Source organism: Paenibacillus sp. GYB006, assembly GCF_036577645.1.
Classification (GTDB): Bacteria; Bacillota; Bacilli; order Paenibacillales; family Paenibacillaceae; genus Paenibacillus.
Map to the genome: position 1 here is coordinate 162,540 of NZ_JARBDA010000007.1, position 21,413 is coordinate 183,952.

Annotated in this window: 19 protein-coding genes; 5 read left to right on the plus strand and 14 right to left on the minus strand. The window is 42.7% G+C overall.

The features are described 5' to 3' along the window. Positions 1-12: 12 nt before the first annotated feature. The 8 genes from PV403_RS16990 to PV403_RS17025 form a co-directional block, all read right to left on the minus strand. Entirely contained in the window at positions 13-945 is a 933-nt protein-coding gene (locus PV403_RS16990) for a selenium metabolism-associated LysR family transcriptional regulator (RefSeq protein ID WP_332085361.1), read from the minus strand. Between the two features lie 107 nt (positions 946-1,052). Continuing rightward, complete coding sequence (locus PV403_RS16995) at positions 1,053-1,490, minus strand: hypothetical protein (protein ID WP_191799070.1); 438 nt, start codon at positions 1,488-1,490, stop codon at positions 1,053-1,055. 248 nt (positions 1,491-1,738) lie between these two features. Next, positions 1,739-2,008, minus strand: a complete 270-nt coding sequence (locus tag PV403_RS17000; RefSeq protein WP_213529876.1) for a YlbG family protein — start codon at positions 2,006-2,008, stop codon at positions 1,739-1,741. Positions 2,009-2,103: 95 nt separating this feature from the next. Continuing rightward, the gene (locus tag PV403_RS17005; RefSeq protein ID WP_332085363.1) at positions 2,104-2,544 is read right to left on the minus strand and encodes a YlbF family regulator; all 441 of its coding nucleotides are present in this window, start codon (positions 2,542-2,544) and stop codon (positions 2,104-2,106) included. Positions 2,545-2,671: 127 nt separating this feature from the next. After that, positions 2,672-4,585 carry a helicase-associated domain-containing protein gene (locus PV403_RS17010; protein WP_332085365.1) on the minus strand — a complete coding sequence of 638 codons (1,914 nt, stop codon included), beginning with the start codon at positions 4,583-4,585 and terminating at the stop codon, positions 2,672-2,674. Then, a complete protein-coding gene (locus tag PV403_RS17015; RefSeq protein ID WP_213529880.1) occupies positions 4,582-6,270 on the minus strand; it encodes a DNA repair helicase XPB in 1,689 nt (562 codons plus the stop codon). Before PV403_RS17015 ends, PV403_RS17010 begins: the two co-directional genes overlap by 4 nt. Positions 6,271-6,445: 175 nt before the next feature. Further along, positions 6,446-6,877, minus strand: coding sequence for a CBS domain-containing protein (locus tag PV403_RS17020; protein WP_332085367.1), 432 nt, complete (start codon positions 6,875-6,877; stop codon positions 6,446-6,448). Between the two features lie 124 nt (positions 6,878-7,001). Beyond that, positions 7,002-8,144: a M20 metallopeptidase family protein gene (locus PV403_RS17025; RefSeq protein WP_332085397.1), complete on the minus strand. Its 1,143-nt coding sequence runs from the start codon at positions 8,142-8,144 to the stop codon at positions 7,002-7,004. A gap of 201 nt (positions 8,145-8,345) precedes the next feature. On the opposite strand from PV403_RS17025, the gene PV403_RS17030 reads away from it, so the two are divergent. Both PV403_RS17030 and ftsW read left to right on the plus strand, forming a co-directional pair. After that, positions 8,346-8,693 (plus strand): YugN family protein, encoded by a 348-nt coding sequence (locus PV403_RS17030; protein ID WP_160033636.1) that lies wholly within the window; start codon positions 8,346-8,348, stop codon positions 8,691-8,693. Positions 8,694-8,707: 14 nt separating this feature from the next. Further along, positions 8,708-9,982 carry a putative lipid II flippase FtsW gene (gene ftsW, locus PV403_RS17035; RefSeq protein ID WP_332085398.1) on the plus strand — a complete coding sequence of 425 codons (1,275 nt, stop codon included), beginning with the start codon at positions 8,708-8,710 and terminating at the stop codon, positions 9,980-9,982. Positions 9,983-10,090: 108 nt separating this feature from the next. Here ftsW and PV403_RS17040 read toward each other — a convergent pair whose 3' ends face one another. Beyond that, positions 10,091-10,453: an Asp23/Gls24 family envelope stress response protein gene (locus tag PV403_RS17040; RefSeq protein WP_191799062.1), complete on the minus strand. Its 363-nt coding sequence runs from the start codon at positions 10,451-10,453 to the stop codon at positions 10,091-10,093. A 231-nt stretch (positions 10,454-10,684) separates the two neighbouring features. Between PV403_RS17040 and cax the strand changes: the two genes are divergently transcribed. Further along, positions 10,685-11,740: a calcium/proton exchanger gene (gene cax, locus PV403_RS17045; protein WP_332085369.1), complete on the plus strand. Its 1,056-nt coding sequence runs from the start codon at positions 10,685-10,687 to the stop codon at positions 11,738-11,740. A 63-nt stretch (positions 11,741-11,803) separates the two neighbouring features. On the opposite strand, the gene PV403_RS17050 is transcribed toward cax, so the two are convergent. From PV403_RS17050 to PV403_RS17070, 5 genes are all read right to left on the minus strand, one after another. Next, positions 11,804-12,100 carry a YlaN family protein gene (locus tag PV403_RS17050; protein ID WP_213529888.1) on the minus strand — a complete coding sequence of 99 codons (297 nt, stop codon included), beginning with the start codon at positions 12,098-12,100 and terminating at the stop codon, positions 11,804-11,806. A gap of 140 nt (positions 12,101-12,240) precedes the next feature. Further along, positions 12,241-12,486 (minus strand): HPr family phosphocarrier protein, encoded by a 246-nt coding sequence (locus PV403_RS17055; protein ID WP_191799060.1) that lies wholly within the window; start codon positions 12,484-12,486, stop codon positions 12,241-12,243. A 115-nt stretch (positions 12,487-12,601) separates the two neighbouring features. Further along, on the minus strand, positions 12,602-13,717 hold the full coding sequence (locus PV403_RS17060; protein WP_332085371.1) for an aminopeptidase: 1,116 nt from the start codon (positions 13,715-13,717) through the stop codon (positions 12,602-12,604). Between the two features lie 103 nt (positions 13,718-13,820). Next, a complete protein-coding gene (locus PV403_RS17065; RefSeq protein WP_332085372.1) occupies positions 13,821-14,627 on the minus strand; it encodes a hypothetical protein in 807 nt (268 codons plus the stop codon). Positions 14,628-14,723: 96 nt separating this feature from the next. Further along, positions 14,724-16,730 (minus strand): sensor domain-containing diguanylate cyclase, encoded by a 2,007-nt coding sequence (locus PV403_RS17070; protein WP_332085373.1) that lies wholly within the window; start codon positions 16,728-16,730, stop codon positions 14,724-14,726. A gap of 492 nt (positions 16,731-17,222) precedes the next feature. On the opposite strand from PV403_RS17070, the gene rpsD reads away from it, so the two are divergent. Together rpsD and PV403_RS17080 are read left to right on the plus strand one after the other, a co-directional pair. Next, complete coding sequence (gene rpsD / locus PV403_RS17075) at positions 17,223-17,825, plus strand: 30S ribosomal protein S4 (protein WP_213529896.1); 603 nt, start codon at positions 17,223-17,225, stop codon at positions 17,823-17,825. A 360-nt stretch (positions 17,826-18,185) separates the two neighbouring features. Then, positions 18,186-21,263 carry a transglycosylase domain-containing protein gene (locus tag PV403_RS17080; protein ID WP_332085374.1) on the plus strand — a complete coding sequence of 1,026 codons (3,078 nt, stop codon included), beginning with the start codon at positions 18,186-18,188 and terminating at the stop codon, positions 21,261-21,263. Positions 21,264-21,413 lie beyond the last annotated feature (150 nt).

Below are 21,413 nucleotides of genomic sequence, written 5' to 3' on the forward strand. Positions count from 1 at the left end.
AGAAAACCAATCCTAAGATGTGCTTTGTCCTATCCTGCCGATCACGTCTAAGTCCTGAGCATACTTTTTCAAATAATTTAAAAAAGTAACGGCTGAGATGGGTAACATGGAAGACTTCGAATATACCTCATAAAATTCCCGTGAGAATGTAATATCTTTTAAATCAAGCACTTTTACAAGGCCGAGCGCCACTTCATGCTTCACAGAATAGGGTGAAATAATGGTGATTCCAACACCCGCTTCCACCGCAGATTTAATAGCCCCCGTACTGCCTAGTTCCATGACGGTATTTAGACTCGATGGTTCAATCCCTTTATCTTTCATCGCAGCCTCCATCACTTGTCTCGTCCCCGATCCTTTTTCTCTTACGATAAATGGATACTCCAGGATATCTTCAAGCTTGACCTCTTGCAGAAGAACGAGTGGATGCTGTGCAGGAACAATCAGCTTCAATTCATCATGCATGCCTGGCTCTACAATAAGATCTGGATGAGACAGCGGTGCCTCAATCATGCCAAAGTTCAACTGGTTTTTCATAATTCCTTCAACAATCTGCGTGGTATTCATTACATTCATCACGATCGAGATATCGGGATACTTCTTGCCAAAAGGACCGAGCAGTCTTGGCAGTACATACTCACCGATGGTCAGACTCGCTCCAATTAATAGACGTCCCTGCAGCCTGTCTGTGTAGGCGGCTACCGCTTCATCCGTTTCACGAAATAACTCCATACTTCTCAGTGCGTAAGGAAGCAGGGCCTCACCTGCTTCAGAAAGCTCTATTTTTTTAGTGGAACGATGAATTAATTTGGTTCCAAAATAATCTTCAAGTGATTGAATTTGCATGGTAACCGCAGGCTGTGTCATATGTAGAGCTTGAGCTGCTGCCGAAAAACTTCCTTTTTCCGCAACCGTATAAAAGATATGTAATTGGTGAAAATTCATCGAACTATCCCCCCTGGCCTTCATCATATTGTAACCGATTTATACCAAAAAAAAAGTGTGCAGCTTCTGCACACCTTATCTTCACTACATTTACAAAAAAGTCCTGCTTATCTACGTTTGCGGCTGTTCTTGACCAGTGTCATGCGCCTAGAATGACGCAACCAGGAATAATAAGTTTTGAGATCTCGAAGTTCCATCGTCTCCGACATTCTTCCGAGGAACGTTACAATAATCATTTTATGAAGGGGATTACCTGTAATATCGTATTCACCAGGCAGCTCCGCAAATTCCGCAACCACGACAAGATCGCCATCAATTAAATATACATCTTGTTCATTTCGATAGTAAGGTGAGATCCTGTTCTGTTTGAGGCATTCCCACAACCATGCTGCAATGTTCTCAAAATCATTATTATCTTGTCTGACTCGGTCAACATATCGAAGTTTAGCATGGTTCGTTATGACAATGTCAGCCACTTTTTTATCACCCAAAGCCACAAAAAAAGGTTCATAGGTGCTCCAACGCTGCATTAACTTGTCACGCATGGGATATCACTCTCCACAAGATAGGTCTTTCTATCTACATATTTATCCAATATATTACATCATAAGTCCCGGAATCTCAAGTTGAAAATTAAGATCCTATCTCATAAATCCTAAATCCTGTAATTTCGAATCGCAGAGCTAAGTCACTAGCACTATTTATTCATGCTCATATAAAATAACAGGAGCGACCAAAGGCGGGCCGCTCCAATCTATAACCTATTCAAAAAGTCAGCATTACCTAGTATCCGTTAACCGATACCGCCATAAAAGCTGGTCTTATCCGGAATATCTTTACTATACTCCGTCTTAATTTCATTACGATAAGATCGTTCTATTTTGCGTACATAAGAGAGTTTACGTACGTTCTTCATTGTATCTTCCGCACGTTCCGCATTCACATACATTACGACATAATGCATTTTTTTAGAAATATAATGTACGGTTCCATACTTGTCTAGATTGCGCGCAGCCTTTACATCACTTACCCATATGATATATCCTGTTCGTTCCGCAAACATGCGAATTTCACCTCTTTTGTAGGATTTGCATCTCTTTCTATCTATTGCAAAATCCTCTTACCAGAATTCAATTCTGGTAAGCGATTCTATACATATTAACCTCCGCAGCCGCAGCTTCCACCGCCGCCGCATCCACCTTTATGGGATGGGTTATTACTTGGTACTTTAATTGTGCTTGATACAGAGAAAGCAATTGTTTCAGACATTTGATGGAGTAGGCTATCGAGCTGTTGCTCCGCTTCTTTAAAACGAATCACTTCTTCGAAAGTATCCAGTTTGTCTTCTACTGCCTTCACTTCATCTTTGGCACTATGGAAGTTAGGATGGAAATGGCCGAAACGCTGTGTTTCTGCAAACAGTTCCTTCTTATCTTCGAGCTTACGTACCCACTCTTGTATTTCTGGATTCGATTGAACCCGCTCTTTCCAATATAAATAATCTGAAACCAACGTGGATTCGTTGATCATATCGCCCAGTTCATAGGCGTAAGTCAACACTTGGGCCATATCGACCGTGTTAAGTTCAGATACGCTCATGAAATTCATCCCGATCTATAATAAAGTTCCACTTCCTTAAAAAATATGAAAGCGGACTATAACCTATCATAACATACCCGATTGTTCATAAGAAGAGTTTTGTTCCTAAACCCTCTCAGGATTTTACTTAATCTGGTAAAATTAAGATAAGCTTTGTCCATTCAGCAGGTACAAGTGTACGCTGCTCAGCTACTATTCTCTTTGGTCCAGGGAGCAGCCAACCATTTACAGCCCATGGCTCGCCTTTGCCGATTGATTCAGGGATGAACTCCTGCCTGTGTCCCTCCATCTCCACTCCCATTCGGGTACGCCAGTTGATGGCCTGCTGTACCAGCTGTTTCGCTGTAGATGGATGGTACTCTCTCCATTCACTTACCCACATCTTCGGTACCTCTGTTATGTCTGGCATAATTGCGGCCTCATCACGGTCCTCCTGTACCCCTTCATAGTAATGCAGGTTTCGGCCTGTGTATACAAATCCCTGCCTTCCTTCTTCATTAAAATGGATAAATGGATTCTCTTCTACTGATGACAGCGTGACCTCGTCCTCTATCGAAACAGCCGGATATTTCCGTTCTTCTGTATCGATTCCTTTAACTGCCTTCGCTGGGGTGAGTCCCATCATCGTGAGTCGCTTTCTTACTTCCATCAATTTGTCTCGCTCCAGTATGAAATGCAGCGGCCCAATTCTTTGTAAAGACTCATTCCACGATGGATATGACTCAATTTGATCTGCATCCTGCTTATTTTCTGCACTTAGCAGCATGACTTGTGAAAAAGAAGTTCTTCCAAGTTCACTTCCCCATTGTTTCAGTGCCAAGAGAACATTCTCAGGAATCAATCCTTGTGCATACCGAGTCAGCCATGTAAGCACCAAGGATGGAGTAATCCCCACTTCAGCACCTTCACTTAGTCGCTCTCGCGTCAGTTTATAGATGGTCATATGGTCTCGTACCGCAAGATCAGCACAGCCTTCTAATAGCCACCTTATAGAATAAGGCGCATCAGGAGGAACAATCACTTCAAAATCGGGCTGTACATAGATAGCTGGCTCTGTATAATGCTCTGTATCTTCCAAGTCATAAATGATAGGATTCGTCCACCGGAAGTATAAAGCCTCGTCCGAAGCCGTAGACATTCCGGTATCTCCATAACCGAACGCAGCGAGCAGCGTGACCCATCCTTTTGCATAACTTTGGAATTCAGCAAGATCTTGTTCATTAATGATACTGACCTGTACAAATCGCTGACAAATCAGATCTATGCTCAGCCAATACCCAGCATCTTTCCGGCTAAATAGGGTCAACAGATAGCGAAAATGCTGCAATCCAGCTTCTCCTGCATTATAGCGCTCCATAATGGCGGTATAGATATTTCTCTCCATCTGATACCTATCTAACTGCACCCAGCGGCTAACGTAGGATTCATCCAGCCCGATTTCTGCCTCGTATTTCTTGGCAAGTCCGAGCGTAAATACTAAGTCGAGAAGCACGGCTACCTGTACAGGATAAATCTCCGGATGGGCATAGGATAATTTCAACAATTGAAAGTCCGTACTTCTTAATACCGTTACATTTTCAATTTTGGATATCGTTTTTTTATGTATCGTCCCTTTTGCTGTCAGCGGAACACCGTGGATCGCAATGTAAGACAGCAGGTGAAGTATTTCCCCCGCAATGTTTGGCCTTGCTTCCATAGCAACTTGTATGTTTCCAGCTGAGCTGCGTGAAATATCACCAATTTCATCATCAAATAAGGGCAGTACATACTTCTCTGTCAAAAAGGAATGATGCCGGGAAGGGATAAAGTAGATATGTTCTCCCCATGTTTTTTTGGCTGCATCGATAAAGCCCTTTCTACGCAAACCAAATAACGCAATATCCACCTCAAGTCCGCTCATTTTCCCAGCAAATAAGCTTTTAAGTTTCTCCATTTGAAATGGATTTCCGCCGAACTCTAAAAAAGCGGCCTGTAGAAATTGAGCTTCATTCGCAGACCACTCTACTTTTTCTAATGATGTTGTCGTTTCTTCATTCTTCAACCGGAGGCAACCTCCTTTTCGTCTGTTACGTGATATTCGTATCCTTGTTCTATTAGAAAGAGTTGTCTTTTTAGAGCAAAATCTTGTTCTTTTGTATTTTCCGAAACCAGCGTATAAAAATAAGCACGGTTATTTCCCTCTTTGGGCCGCAAGATGCGTCCTAGCCGCTGAGCTTCTTCCTGACGTGAACCGAAACTGCCCGAAATCTCAATAGCTAGCGCAGCATCCGGCAGATCAACGGCAAAATTGGCTACTTTTGAAACGACTAACACCGTGATTTCTTTTTCACGAAAAGCAGTATACAGCCTCGAACGCTCCTGTTCACTTGTTGCTCCTGTAATGAGCGGAACACCGAGTTCTTTTGCCATTGCCTTCAATTGCCCAACATATTGCCCGATAATGAGAGCAGGGACATTCGGATGTAGAGCAAGCAGCCTTTTTACCACATTAATCTTGGCTGGATTCTCTGCTGCTAATCGAAACTTCTGTCTGCTCTCCGCGTACATATAGGCTTCCTTAAGTTCATCGGACATGGGAACACGCACTTCATTGCAATTCACCTCCGCAATCCAGCCCTCCTGTTCGAGCTCCTTCCAGGGTAATTCATAACGTTTAGGTCCAATGAGTGAAAATACATCCTCCTCCCGGCCGTCTTCTCTAACAAGCGTCGCTGTAAGCCCGAGTCTTCTGGTCGCTTGGATATCCGCGGTAGCTCTGAACACCGGAGCAGGTAAAAGATGAACCTCATCATAAATAATCAGTCCCCAGCTACGTTCTCCGAACAACTTCATATGCGTAAACTCGCTTTCCTTCGATTTGCGATGCGTCATAATTTGATAGGTTGCCACCGTCACTGGCTTGACTTCCTTACTATGACCAGAGTATTCACCAATCGATGCGGATGGAATCGTTGTCTTCTGCTCAATCTCACGAATCCATTGCCTTACCGAAGTCGTATTCGATGTCAGAATGAGCACTTCCGTCTGTAGTCGTTCCATAACCGCCATGCCGATAATTGTCTTTCCCGCTCCACAAGGCAGAACAAGGATCCCGCTTCCACCAAAGCCATCTTTTCCTTCAAAGGCAGTCGCTGCTTCTCTCTGGTAATCTCGGAGTTCAAAGGGTTTGTTATGTAACGAGCTGCCTGTGTTTCTCCACTGAAAAGAAAGCGGGCTTCCGTGTTTATATCCTGCCAGGTCCATTACCGGGTAACCGAGCCTCGTAAGATCTTGCTTCAACAGTCCTCGGTACTTGCCGAGCACCTTCAGTTCGGTATCCGATAATCTGCTTAACTCGTAAGCAGTTAGTGATGGATGTGCTAGAATTTCTCCGAGCAGGTCCGTATCTTCACTAACCAGCCGAAAATCTTCTGACCGCGCGTCTGCTTGCAGAGTCAACTTACCGTATTTTTCAATAAGCTGCCTGATCTCTTGAGTAAGCGATGCAGGTACATTCCAGCGGGACACAGACTCTAATCTGCTAAGGATCTCATCAGCAGAATAACCTAAGGCAGCGGCGCTCCATAATGTAAGCGGCGTTATTTTGTATGTATGAAAAGCAGGAGGACTCTTAGTCAGCTCCGCAAAAGGAAGAATGAGTTCTCTCGCTTTTTCGGACTGAGGATGGGCTGTCTCCAGCAAAATGGTAAAGTCACGCTGTACAATACATGCATGATGTGAGTTCATAGGTGTTTGCCTCCTTTATATCCAGTATTTCCTTTCAAGCGGACGTTTATATCCATCATGGATCTCTCATCTAACCTAAAATACAAAGAAAAAAGTTCATCTATCACCCATCAGGCGAAAATGAACTTTTTCTTGTTTATCATAGTATACAGGACTCTCGGCTCGTTCCCAAATATTAATGAGAAGGTTCAGAAATGTCGGTAAGAGCACTGCCGGCATTATTCTGAGACGAAGACTCCGTTGCGATATCGCCCAGGGATAAGATACCCACGAGTTCTCCATTATCAACGACAGGCAGTCTACGAACTTGATGCGCTGCCATCATTTTTGCTGCCTCATCAATAGAAGCTGTAGAATTTACGGTATGCACATCCGCAGTCATAACTTCACTTACTTTCGTAGAACCCGGATTTTTTGAGGCAATTCCGCGCAGAACAAGATCACGGTCCGTTACAACCCCTACTAGCTTACGATGATCTTCTGTTTCTACAATTGGAATAAACCCCGTATCATATTCTTTCATATTCAGTGCAACATCATATACATGCTTGTCCAGTGACACCGGAACAACATTGGTGGACATCACATCAGATACATTTTTATTCATTAGAAGCCTACTCCTCATCTATAAGATCTCTAACAACGCCTGGATTCGTGCTCTTTTGTTAGAGTACCCAAATAAACAAGTCACATTCGTTTTCTCTCATGAACTGATCATATTATGCCCTATCTTATGTCCTATCGTATTCTTTTAGGTAATCTTTCGTTATCTGAATAAATAGTTTCATGGCATCGAGCATTGCACTTTCATCAAAATCAAATCTCGGATGATGATGCGGATATACGGCATCTAATTGCTCATTCCCCGCACCGACAAACATGAAACAGCCTGGTTTCTCTTTCAAATAATACGCAAAATCTTCAGCAGGCATCATCTTCGGCGATACGCTTGCCCGCTCTGCTCCGAACTCTTCAGAAACCACCTTGAAAAATCGTTCTGCTTCCTTCTCATCATTAATGACGGGCGGATAACCCATCAAGTATTTGATCTCCGCCTCGGCACCGTACGCGGCAGCGATCTGATTCGTTAATGTATGTATACGTTCTTTTATGATATATCTCGTTTCTTCATCAAAGGTGCGGACCGTTCCACTTATTTTATAGGTTTCGGCAATCACATTCTGAGCAGCCCCTGCCTGAATGGTTCCAATGGTCAGCACAGCGGGCTTAAGCGGATCGACCGAACGACTCACTATACTTTGCATCTGCAGCACTAAGGCAGATCCAGCAACAATACTGTCAATACTCGCATGAGGTACGCCGCCATGTCCTCCTTTACCTTTCAGCTCGATATAGAAGTCATCAGCGCCAGCCATCATGGCCCCAGAAGTGCTGGCATACGTACGGACAGGCATCGGAGACCATAAATGAATGCCATAAATCACATCTACCTCTTCCAAGGCTCCGCTAGCAATCATCTTCACTGCACCTCCCGGAAGAAGCTCTTCTGCGGGTTGAAACAAAAACCTGATCTCTCCAATAAACTCATCTATATGCTCACTCATATAACCGGCCGTTGCCAGCAGCGTTGATGTATGTCCATCATGACCGCAGGCATGCATTACACCATCAACTTGTGATTTATAGGGAACTGACTTTTCATCTTGAATAGGGAGCGCATCTATATCTGCTCGAAGCATCACTACAGGTCCAGGCTGTCCTGAACGCAGTATTCCAATAACACCATGTCCTCCTACATTTGTAATGACTTCAAGGCCGAATGAACCTAGATGTTCAGCAATGAACTTTGATGTTTCGGATTCCTGAAAAGAAAGTTCCGGGTGCTGGTGAAGATGACGTCTCCACTCTATCATCTTGCCGATCCATTCTTCATAGGTATGCTGTATTCTCACGCTCTCCACCCCTTCAAATGATTTCTTAATTAATTGTAGCAGAATTTATATGTAAACGATATGAAATGGAAGGTTATGGAAAGCTTGCACATGCTGAGGAAACATACTAATATGAAACTAGAAATGTAAGGGAGATTTTATATATAGGAGGTATGGTCGTCAATGATATTTGAAAACACAGGCCTGGACGGTTTAAAAAGTGATCTGGCGTACATGGACGAAAGTGCCGAGAAAGTCGGATTTATTCGTTGGCAGTGGGAATATTACCGCGCTACATACGACTACAAAATTGAGGACAACAAGACAAAAAACGAATATTTCTTACGTATTAATACACGGGCAATCGAGGGCAAACTAGAGAAACCAGACACCATTCTTTCGGTAGAAGCTGTTTATATCGGAAGAGCGACATTCCCCCATGGACTAGAGTATGAGAGTGAAATTCCTTCTCCTGTTCTGAATGTAGCTAATGAGAAAATAAAAGAACTCAAGGAACTGCTTGAAGCTTAGGCACTATGAATTCTATGAAGAAAAATACAGCTAGGCCTCAGAGAAAAGGTTTACCTGATTATCAGCTGCTGATCCTCACCTTGCTGCTTACCGGTTTCGGACTGGTTATGGTTTACAGCTCGAGTTCCAGCATTGCCCTCATGTCTGAAAAACTCAACTATGACGCACTTCACTACACGAAAAGACAAGCGGTATATGCCATACTCGGCGTTATAGGCATGTTTGTTGCTATGAATATTCCTTTTGCAAAATACAAGCAATTATATAAACCCTTATTTTTTATTACCATTCTGATGCTCGTTGCCGTTCTATTCGTCGGAGTAGAAATCAACAACGCTAGAAGTTGGTTTAATCTTGGATTTGGAACTTTACAGCCTTCCGAGATTGCCAAAATATCGATCATTCTATATTTAGCTGCACTTATTACTAAAAAAGGCGAGCGTTTCCGAGATCTCAAAACCGGATATATCCCGGTGATGATTATTGTCGGCTTTGTTGCAGGACTCATCATGCTGCAACCTGACTTTGGTACTACCTTTATCCTCGTTGCAACCTGCGGCCTCATTATTTACGCAGGCGGGGCAAGTATGAAGCACATCATGGGTTCCATCGGACTGCTCATTCTAGGCGCGGCCATTGTCATGGGTGCTGGTTATCTAGTGGATTTAATGTCCGGGAATGTATCCGGAAGTTCATACAGTTATAAGCTGGCACGGTTTCAATCTTTTCTCAATCCGTTTCATGATAAGACAGGAGATTCTTACAACCTGGTGAACTCACTTACCGCCATCGGAACAGGCGGCTTTACGGGTACAGGAATTGGCCAAGGGGTAATTAAGCTTCACTATCTACCCAATGCATTTAATGACTTTATCTTTGCTGTCATCGGCGAAGAACTCGGATTCATCGGCACTACTATTTTCCTCATTATTTATGTTTACTTTATCTGGCGAGGGTTTACGATTGCACTTCGCTGCAAGGACATCTTCGGGACACTGGTTGGCGTCGGGATTATGGGGCTTATTGCAATTCAGGCCTTCATTAATATCGGCGGAGTTACTCAAACGATCCCTGTTACAGGGGTAACTCTTCCTTTTATCAGCTTTGGGGGAACCTCTTTGCTTGTAACGATGACAAGTATCGGGATCATGCTTAGTATTTCCCGGGAAAACAATTTGGAAATATCGCAAGAGACGGTTAAATCCGTTCGAACGGTAACGGAAGAACGACCATCCCCTGCTCTTGTCACACGGAATACACAAAAACGACGCAGTACACGGTCCAGGTAATAAAAGAAGGACAGTTTCGGTAAATACCGAAACTGTCCTTCTTTATGCGGCTTTTATGCCATCCATTATGATAGGTAAGATCAAACATTGTAAGATAAGATTTGCATCTTATTGCTCGTCGCCTCGGAAGGAAACACCTTCTACCTTCACGTTCACTTCAACAACTCGAAGACCTGTCATACTTTCTACTGCCTCACGTACATTCTGCTGAAGCATCCGGGATACTTCGTGAATAGGTGTCTCGTAAAGAACAATAATGCGGAGATCAATGGCTGTTTCCGTTGTTCCTACTTCTACAGTGACACCCTTTTGCACATTTTTTCCGCTGAGGCGTTTGGCCCAGCCTTCAGATAAACCTCCAGACATTGCTGCAATCCCCGGAGTTTCTAACGCTGCAAGGCCAGCAATTTTTGCTACAACATCATTGGATATCCGGATGTCGCCTGTTTCGATTTTTAGCTGTTCTGACATGCCATATCCTCCTTTGCTTCTTTATAAGATATTTTAATGCTTCTGCCCCCCAAATTGCAAATAAAAGTGCCATCTGACTGCTTAGGCAATGAAAACAATTTCATAATTCAGCAATATATCAAATGTTTCATATTACATGTTTCATATTACATATGAAAGGGGGAATATAGTTATGAATTCGGATCTAACTTCGTTCTTACAAATGAAACGTTAGAAAAAAGGAGACTACATATGAGTAAAGTTAGAACCTCGTTATTGATCATCACCTTTTTACTAAGTGCGGTTTCCCATTACCTTCACTTTGACCCGCTTATTCAGTTTGTCCTATCCGCCATCGCGGTAGTCTTTGTAGCTGGATTTTTAGGAAAAGCCACAGAGAATGTAGCTCACTATGCAGGGGAACGACTAGGCGGATTTCTCAATGCCACTTTTGGGAATGCAGCCGAACTTATTATTGCTATCTTTCTCGTTAAAGAAGGTCTTTATGACATGGTCAAAGCAAGTTTGACTGGTTCCATTATCGGTAATTTACTGCTTGTGCTTGGTCTTAGTATTTTTCTCGGAGGCACCAAATTTAAGGTTCAGAATTTTAACCAATCCCTTGCGGGAATGAACGGTTCTCTCATGATTGTTGCCGTAATCGCCCTGTTTGTGCCGGCAGTATTTTTTAATACCCATACGATTACTGTCCCACAAACCGAAACCTTGAGTCTCATTGTAGCTGGTATTCTTATTGTTGCCTATATTGCTTGGATCATTTTCTCGATGATTACACATAAAGACATCCTTGCAGAGAACGTTGCTGAAGGAGAAACTCATGAGGAGCCTGCCTGGTCTAAGAAAAAATCAATTGCTTACCTTGTATTCGCTACCGTAATGGTTGCTTTTGTCAGTGAATGGCTTGTTGGAACGCTGGAAACCCTGACTGTTCGATTTGGCCTTAGTGAAGTCTTTGTCGGTGCATTCCTGGTAGCGATTGTAGGAAACGCAGCTGAACACAGTGCAGCAGTCCTGCTCGCTATGAAAAATAAAATCGGAGCAGCTGTTGAGATTGCAGTAGGCAGCAGTTTGCAAATCGCGTTGTTTGTTGCACCCGTACTCGTCTTCACTAGTTTCTTTTTTGGAAACACCATGGACATCGTATTTACTACGATTGAACTCGTAGCCATTGGCGTTGCCGTATTTATCTCCAAATCGATTATTCAAGATGGATCCACCAACTGGTACGAAGGGCTTCTTCTTATGGCTGTCTATGCTATTCTTGGTGTATCGTTCTTCTTGATTTAAGCTTATATACAAAAAAAGCATGCATCTCCAATCTGCATGCTTCTATGAAAAGATGCCAGGAGCTTACTCCTGGTTTCCTTTATTATTAAGTGCCTCGTACAGGACAGCAAGATTACGTTCAAGGTTGTTTACCAACTGTTTACCTGTATCGACCGGAAGAAGACCTGCACGCACTGCAAAATCGACTTCTTTTGAAAATCCGAACACTTGCGTATCCAGTACTTCCTCATAGAGAGGGCAATAACGGGTTGCCAGATTCTCCATCTGAACTTGAATCAGTTTTTCTATTTTATATGCATCTTCTTCAAGAAGACGAATTGCTTTGGAATTAAGTTGTTCTTGCAGATCTGATGAAGTCATGCACTCTTCCCCCCTACGTCCAGAATCTTGTACAACAATCTAATCTTAATATTAGACGAAAACCGTTCTCAATACAAGAAGCATCTAAAAAAAGCATCTTCGCCAAATTTGGCAAAGATGCTTTTACTGCTGTGTTGCTGTTATTCTTTTGCAAGCGAAACAGTAAGTCCATGTTTTTCGAATACTTCAGATAACTCTTTCTTCGCTTCATCTGCATCTGGTCCATGAACATGAAGTTCATAGTTTTTGCCGCCAACAAGTGTGGTAAATAGTCCCAGAATGCTCTTCACATCAATGTACTTTGTGTCAGAGTGGAGTACGATGGAAGAAGCGAATTTGCTGGCCGTTTGCGCAATCTCCACCACTGCCGCGTTATTATTCGACATAGGAATCCCTCCGTCTAGTGTAAGAATATTCTACTCTTTATAACCACTAACAATATACATTGAATCCGCTTTCTTAGCAACTACATTTTCCATTTACTTGTTAGCTTCGTTTGTTTTAAACCAAGTTTTCGGGATTCAGTCCTTGCAGTTCTGGGATGACAAAAATTCCATCTTTACGGATAAGTACATCATCAAAATAAATCTCTCCACCGCCGTACTCCGGACGCTGAATAAGTACCAGGTCCCAGTGAATGGATGAAGTGTTTCCGTTATCTGTTACATCATATGCCTGCCCTGGCGTAAAATGAAGACTTCCTGCAATCTTTTCATCAAACAGGATATCTTTCATCGGGTGCAGAATATGTGGATTAAATCCAATAGCAAATTCACCGATGTAACGTGCACCCTCATCTGCGTCCAAAATTTCATTGAGTCGTTTCGTATCATTACTTGTAGCTTCTACAATTTTACCGTTCTCAAAACGGAATTTGATATTCTCAAATGTAATCCCATTGTATAACGTAGGTGTATTATAGCTGATTGTCCCATTTACAGAATCACGAACGGGCGCGCTATATACTTCCCCATCCGGAATGTTTTTCTCTCCCGCACATTTTTCTGCTCCAATGGATTTAATGGAGAAATGAAGATCAGTTCCGGGGCTGACAATGCGGACTTTATCAGTTTTGCGCATCAGCTCAGCCAATGGATCTTGTGCTTTGTCCATTTTGGCATAATCCAAATTACATACCTTGAAATAAAAGTCTTCAAATGCTTCTGTACTCGTGTTCGCAAGCTGCGCCATACTTGCATTCGGATAACGAAGTACTACCCACTTCGTACGCTTCACACGTTCTTCGCTATGTACAGGGTGAGAATAGAGTGCATTGTACATTTTCATTTTTTCTTCAGGCACATCAGAGAGGTCATTCGCATTTTCTCCAGCGCGAATTCCGATATATCCATCCATAAGTTCCATACGCTTTAAGTCAATCTCTGCCCATGTTCTCAGCTGTGCTTCTGTTGCATTAAACAACATGGAACGGAGTACTGTTTTATCAGTCAGCTGAACAAACGCATTACCGCCGGCTTTACCGATTTCTTCAATAATTGCATTCAGCAGGTCGCGTTCTGAGCCGATCATCTCCACTAGAACATTTTCTCCTGGTTGTACATTTACAGAATATCCAACCAAATTTTGAGCAAGTTTTTGAATTCTTGGATCTTTCATCGTTATATGTTGCCTCCTTCATGTAGTAAAGCTTCTATCGTTGTCTAACATTTCCATTGTATCATGCAGTTTGTCTGATGGAATACTTCATGTCAGAATTCAGTTACTTATAATGATCAAAATATACATCCGTCACAAGAAGTTCCTTTTTAGGGGCTCCTTCTGCTTTCTCATAACGAATCTCACTTTCAGAAGACAATCTCAGGGGAAGATTCGTCTTTTTATCAATAAGCAGATGATATACGAGTGTAGCTTGTGCCCTTGTCAGATAATCACCCAGCTGACTTTTCTGCTGTTCATACAGGGTATTCAGTTCCTTCAAACATTCACTGCGTTTATCATTAGGAACCGAATTCGTGAGAGCCGGAAGTTCACTCTGAAGTTCCTGCATTTCCTCTTCAAGCTGATTACTTAGATACGTTACCGCTTCTTCACCTTCAAGTTCAATTCTAATCATTTGTCTCCCTCTCGGGACACCATACTCCGTACGAAACGTTTTGTTTTTTGTCTGTTCAATAGCTTCTAATTGGGCTAACGGATTCCAGCGCGCTACCGGTGGTTTTGTTCCATCTAAAGACTCCGCTTTCCACTCTTTATTCACCCTTTTCAAAGTAAGTGACCTTGTTTTTGTGTCGGTACTGCTCGGAGATAACTGACCCTCAATAACGATCTCATTATGGTTTGTGAGCGTCCCTGAATACTGATATTCCGTATCAAATAACCCATGATCATCCGTTCGAATGGCCGCTTTTCCTCGAAACTTCATCTCTTCTTTACCAGCTAACCCCGTTAATGCACGTTGAAAGATTTCTTTCGGGTCCTCCTGATACCTGTTAGCACAACCCGTTCCCCAGGACAGAACAGCGGCGCATAGGATTGCCATCAAGAAACGATATAATGATTTACACATATCAACCCAACCTTTCCTCATTTATTGTTAGGTTGGCCTCAGTGTACTACTTGTATCCATAAAAAAGAGCGTCCTCCTTTTTAAAGGAAGCGCTCCTTATCTGTACCTATTTTTATTCTCAATACATACCCGATTTCTACCGCTGTTTTTAGCTTCATATAAAGCCATATCTGCACGGTAGAACAGCGATTCAACACTGACTTGATCATCAAGCCAGCACCATTCCCCAATTCCGCAGGATACCGTAATCGATGGAGAAGTTCGCTTTGAGATTTGTACCCGGATGTTCTCTGCAATAAAGAGCGCTTGCTGCGCACTGACCTGAGGTAAATAAATGGCCATCTCTTCCCCGCCCCATCTTGCACATAGGTCATCTGGACCTCCATTTTCGCGAATGACGTCACTTACCTGGGTAAGTACTTGATCACCGATCTGATGACCATAAGAATCATTTACTTGCTTGAAATCATCAAGGTCAATAACGATCAGTGAACCACAAAAGTCACTGCTCTGTCTTTCTTCTATCATTCGGTCCACATAATGCCTTACGTATAAACCCGTTAACGCGTCTACTGTTGCCAGTCTCTTTACTTCGGCATGAAGAGTGGCATTCGTAACAGCAAGTCCAATATGAACACCCAGCATATCCATGAAACGAAAGTTATCGTAAGAGAAAAACTGTTTATTCTGATGTGTAACTAAAATAGCGCCTTCAACCTGTCCGCTTATGCGTAGAGGTACGGCCATCATAGACTTAGAGTTTGTTATATCCATAAAAATAGAGCTTGGACCGGTATGTTTCTCATAGTCAAAAATGATAATAGGTTCTCCTGTACGATATACCTCTCCGCTGATCCCGTAGAGCGAGTACTTCTCTTGTCCTAACGAAGGCAGCGTTGAATTCAGAACACGGAACTGCTGATCTTCCGGATCAAGCTTAAGGATACAGCAGGCTTTTGCTTTAAAAATACGCATTAGCTGCTGCACAGCATATTCATAAATGTCTGCCAGCTGCAAACTCTGATTTATTTTTTTGGTTAACTCGTCTATCATTCGAAGTTCTTGAATGAGTGTATTCGATTGCTGATGCATCTTGGCATTCTCATAAGCTGTTCCAGCCGTATCCGCCATCATGACGATTAGCTGGATATCTACATCCTCTATTACTTCTTTGGGAGTTTCAATATGAAAAACACCGTATGTCCCCTGTTTTCCTCTAAAAGGAATCCCAAATTCGTATTTTTCCAGCCCAAGCGGCTGAGAAATCATTCTTTCTTCTGTATAAGCCATAGCACATACCGGATTGTATTGCCCTTGTAAATACAGCGGTTTGATCCGCGGATCTTCTGTAATTCCATCTTGTGACATGTACAGTGTAAGACGAGCTGCCGGGAACAGAAAAGCTACGCTGTCAAACACCTCTTCCAAAACGGTCTGAACATCCATTCGATCGTGCATCCGCTGTACAATTTGAAATAGAATGGAACGCCGTCTATTTTCTTTTTCTGTTGTTTTATGAATATGCAGCAAATCGGATAGAAAGTGGTGCTCAAAATGACGATAAAAACTAGACTGAAAAAAAAGCTTTGCCGCTTCTAACACTTCGAGGATACTCTCTCTTACTTCTGCTTCTGGTACAGCGACGCACAGAACACCAAGCTGTTTTCCTTCAAGCCGCGTCTGGAGTGGTATTGTGTATAACCGGTAATGCTTATATTCTGAAATTACGGACTGCTGTGGATAAAGTCGGATATCTGTATCTACTTGCTCTAGTGCTTGGAATACAGCTTCTTTTATAGGAGAAAAGAGTTCTCCGCTTTTAGCCACACATAATTTATTACTGTTCCACAGTGAAAACACCGAATGCTTTAGAGAAGGGATACACTGAACCTGATGATTCCATTCCTTAAATGCCTCACGGAGCAAACGATCATTATACGCAGAATCAAAAGTGCTAACATCAAGATGATACAACCACTCATCTTTTTCATTCCAATAACCTTGTTCTTCATGCAAAAGAGGAGGCGGAAAAGTCTGAATGCCCCGGTCGGAGTTCTTTACATTACGTGCATTATAGAAAGTGCTATGTAATTGTTCTGTCATATAGGCGCTCCTTTGCACCTTTGGTGACCCAGCAAGTAACGGATCAGGGCCAAAAGGCATGGTCGATTCATATCACATGGATGTGTCTACGATCTTCTTATGTTCTTACTTTTTAATATTAAAGTATTTGATGGTTTAAATTTAAGATACAATCTATATTACTCTCTTTACTGGCACTTTGCACCTTTTTTAAAGAAATCAGCACTACTTTTTTAGGTCTAATTACCTATCGACAAAATAAGACGAAATTCTACTTTGTCATTCTCTTGACTTCGTACTCTAATTTAATATAATATATATTGTTGAACAAGACTGTTATGGTCTTAAATTTGGGCGTAACGTTGTGTCACCCTCACAGCTCTTTGTTGCTGATTGAACAGCGGCTGAACTTTTCAATCGGTTGTATACCTCAAATAACAGGTAATACGAAACAAAAAGCGGCGCAAATAGAGCCCCATCTGATAATTTATAATAAAAGGAGTTACTCTAAACATGGCACGTTACACTGGTCCTAAATTTAAATTAAGTCGCCGTCTCGGCATCTCTCTCAGCGGTACAGGTAAAGAATTGGCAAAACGCCCTTTCCCTCCTGGCCAACATGGTCCTAACCAACGGAGAAAAATCAGCAACTACGGTATGCAACTTCAAGAAAAGCAAAAATTGCGCCACATGTACGGTTTGGGTGAAAAGCAGTTCCGTACTTTGTTCGCTAAAGCACAAAAAATGCAAGGTATCGCTGGTGAGAACTTCATGTTCCTACTAGAATGCCGTCTTGACAACTTGGTTTACCGTCTTGGATTTGCTAACTCCCGTGCAGGAGCACGTCAATTGGTATCTCACGGACACATTACTGTTAACGGTAAAAAAGTAGATATCGCGTCTTACGCTGTAAACATTGGTGATGTAATTGGTCTGCGTGAAAAATCTCGCAACCTTTCTTCTGTAAAAGAAGCGATTGCAAACCGTTCACACCTTCCTGCTTACATTGAGTACAACGAAGCAGCTCTTGAAGGCAGATTTATCCGTCTTCCAGAACGCGCTGAGCTTTCTCAAGATATCGACGAGAAACAAATCGTCGAGTTCTACAACCGTTAAGATCTGAGTCAAGCTTTAAATCCCCTGCGCTTTATGCCAGGGGATTTACTATATGAGAAAAAACTACAGATGAGAACAAAAAAACACCCGAATCCGTATGAATGGTTCGTGTGTTTTTTTTCATTTTTATAAAGATCGCACTTTTGTATAGGGCCCGGCTAAGCAAGATTTCTCCTGTGTTAGGCTCGCTCATTTATGTTAATGCTATACCATAAATCAACAGATTTACCCTCAAATAGGGTCTTACAAGTACATATTCCGAGCAAGGATGTCAATTTCCGCTCCTTCCCACCATTTGCGGGGATTCAAATGGCTTAATTTATGCTATAATAATGCCTGTTAAAAGGAGGAAAGCATTTGATGGTTGATGATCAGAATAAAAAACCTGAAGAGAAGCCTTCCCGCAATCGTTTTTTCCGCAGGCTGGGTAGCTTTGTGAAGTGGGCTTTCATATTAGGCATCATGGGTGTTCTATTTGCAGGTGGTGCACTAACAGGCTACATAGCTTCTATTGTAAAAGACGAACCCGTTCGATCAAGAGCTGAAATTGAGCAAGCGATAGGGGAAAATGCACTGACGGGCTTTGCTTATTTCGCTGACGGGTCTCCCATAGGTCAGCTTCGGACCGAGGAGGATCGGCGAATCGTAGAATTTGAGGACATTCCTCAAAAGGTAATAGATGCAGTGATATCGATTGAGGATGATTCATTCTACGAGCATAAAGGTGTCGACATAACAGGAACACTTCGTGCAGTAAAGGAACGGGTACTAAACGAACCCGTACAAACGGGAGGCAGTACCCTCACTCAGCAATTAGCTAGAAGAGTATTCCTTAATCTGGACAAAACAGAGGACCGAAAAGTAAAAGAGATCTTATTGTCCCTTCGATTGGAAAGATTTCTAACGAAAGATGAAATTATAACAGCCTATCTAAATAAGGTTCCTTTCGGAAATGGCTCAAGCGGATATAATGTCTATGGCATTAAAGCTGCTGCCAAGGGGATTTTTAATATTAACGATCTCAATGATTTAAACATTGCGCAAGCTGCCTATTTAGCAGGCCTTCCGCAACTCCCCTCTTCTTATTCTGCTTTTAACGGAAAAGGGGATTTTAACGAGAAGAACTTTAATAATGCGCTCGAGCGTCAAGAACGTGTTCTTGGACGAATGCTTGCCCTTGGTAAGATTACGCAAAGTGAATATGATGAGGCAATTGCTTTTGATATCAAGTCTTCGCTTGCACCAAAAGTAGCCAAAGCGTATAATACCTATCCTTATCTGATGCTCGAAACGGAACGTCAAGCTGCGAAGGTTCTGATGGAAGTACTTTATCCAGAAGCTTCGGAAAACGGCGAGACAACCGCTGAACAATTGGAAGAGGCTCAGATTCAGCTGCGTACCGGCGGTTACCGGGTGTATACGACAATTAACAAAACGGTATACAAAACGATGCGCTCGATCGCTGAAGATGACAGTAATTTCTCTGCCTATGATGAAAACAAAGGTCTTGAACAAACGGCATCGATGATGATCGATCATAAAACCGGGAAAATCCTCGGTATGATTGAAGGCCGTGATTTTAACGTAGAGAATATGAACTATGCTACTCAGATGGTGAGACAACCCGGTTCTGCAATGAAGCCGATTGCTGCTTATCTTCCTGCCTTAGAAGATGGTCTGATTCAGCCGGCATCCATTATCGATGACTCACCGATCATTCTGAAAGACGGCGGCAAAGGATTCCACATTCCTAAGAACAGTAACGGAAGATACAGCGGTCTTGTTACCGCAAGATATGCACTAAATCAGTCTCTCAACGTTCCTGCTCTGAAATTATTTAATGAAGAAGTCGGAATGGAGAAAGCTTGGGATTTCGCCAAAAGTCTCGGAATCACTACACTTACTGAAAATGACTATAAGAACGCAACAACAGGTGTGCTCGGAGGTCTAAGTCATGGTGTAACCGTAGAAGAGTTAACGAATGCTTATGGCGCGATTGCGAACAATGGTGTATTCCATGATGCCTATATGATTGAAAAAATCGTGGATTATAAAGGTAACATTGTATACAGCCACAAAGCAGAGCCTAAGCAAGTTTTCTCTGAACAAACGGCTTATCTTATGACCGATATGCTCCGTACTGCCATCTCAGATGGAACAGGAAAAGTCGTAAGAGATAACTTTAATAAATATGGCGATATTGCTATCGCAGGTAAAACAGGAACAACGCAAAATTACGGCGACGTATGGTTCGAGGGATACACACCTGATGTTACACTCGGCGTATGGGTGGGTTACAAGACACAAGCGAACACGCTGGAGACGAAAGCTCAGAAAGAACGTGCTCGTAGGCTGTGGGCTAAGATCATGAACGAAGTTTCCGAACAGGAACCTGATTTGTTTACAACCAAATCGTTTACGAAGCCGGATGGTATCACAACGAAGACCGTATCCGCTTATAGCGGTAAACTTCCTACTTCGGCTACAGATAAATTCGTGACCGATCTATTCAATACCAAATATGTACCAACCGAATATGATGATGCGGTAGGCAAAGCGAAGTACATCACTTATAACGCGGTAAACTATATTCCAAGAGATGAAACACCTTCGGATATGCTTAAAGAACAAACCGTGGTGAAAAGAAAGCGTGCAATTTCCGATCTCATTAAGGATTTGCAAGCTGCATTCAAGAAAATGAGTTCACATGAGCCGCTTTCCTATTATTTGCCTACGGATGCGGATGATGACATGCCTACAGAAGTCGACCCTAGACGGGACGATGGCAGCGCTCCTGACGCCCCAGGGAACGTCAGAATAAGCGTAAGCAATGATAATGCGGTAATCACCTTTAACCCAAGTTCAGCAAGTGACGTCGTTGGTTACAGGCTGTACCGAAGCACAAACGGCGGTCCATTCCAGAATCAAGGTAAAGTTGTACTTGCAGGTAATCAAACAACCTTTACTTCCTATGCAGGCGGTGGTGCTCAGTTTTACATCGTAGCAGTGGATGTAGCAGGAAAAGAATCCGCACCAAGTGCTGTAGTCGGCAGTACGGCCCCTGCTCCACCGCAAGAAGAAACACCAGATGAAGGCGTAATTGAAGTTCCTGGTGAAGTGGTAGATCCAGGTGACAATTCTGCAGAAGAAAATAATACAGATCCATCATCTTCTGCTGCAGTTCCATCTGCTCCCAGCGGAGTGACTGCTGCAGCTACAGATCAAGGTATTACGATTTCCTGGGCTCCACAAGAAGGAGTATCGAGCTTCCATGTATACTACAGTGAAACGGGTCAGGAACCGTTTAATGAAGTAGGTACAGCAAGCTATACTTCCTTTAAATATAACAATGCTGAAGCTACGGGAGCCTTTCGAGTAACGGCTGTCAATGAAGCGGGTGAATCAGCCCCTTCTGCTGCGGTTAGTGTAAGCCCATAGGATTCATCGATAAAAAACATAAAGCCGAGCATAGAGGGAATTTCCCCTGTACGCTCGGCTTTTGTTATAGATCTATAAATAAAGACATACTGCAATCATAAGAGCCATCTGCGATAAGGCAGATGGCTCTTATGTCCGTATTAATGACTA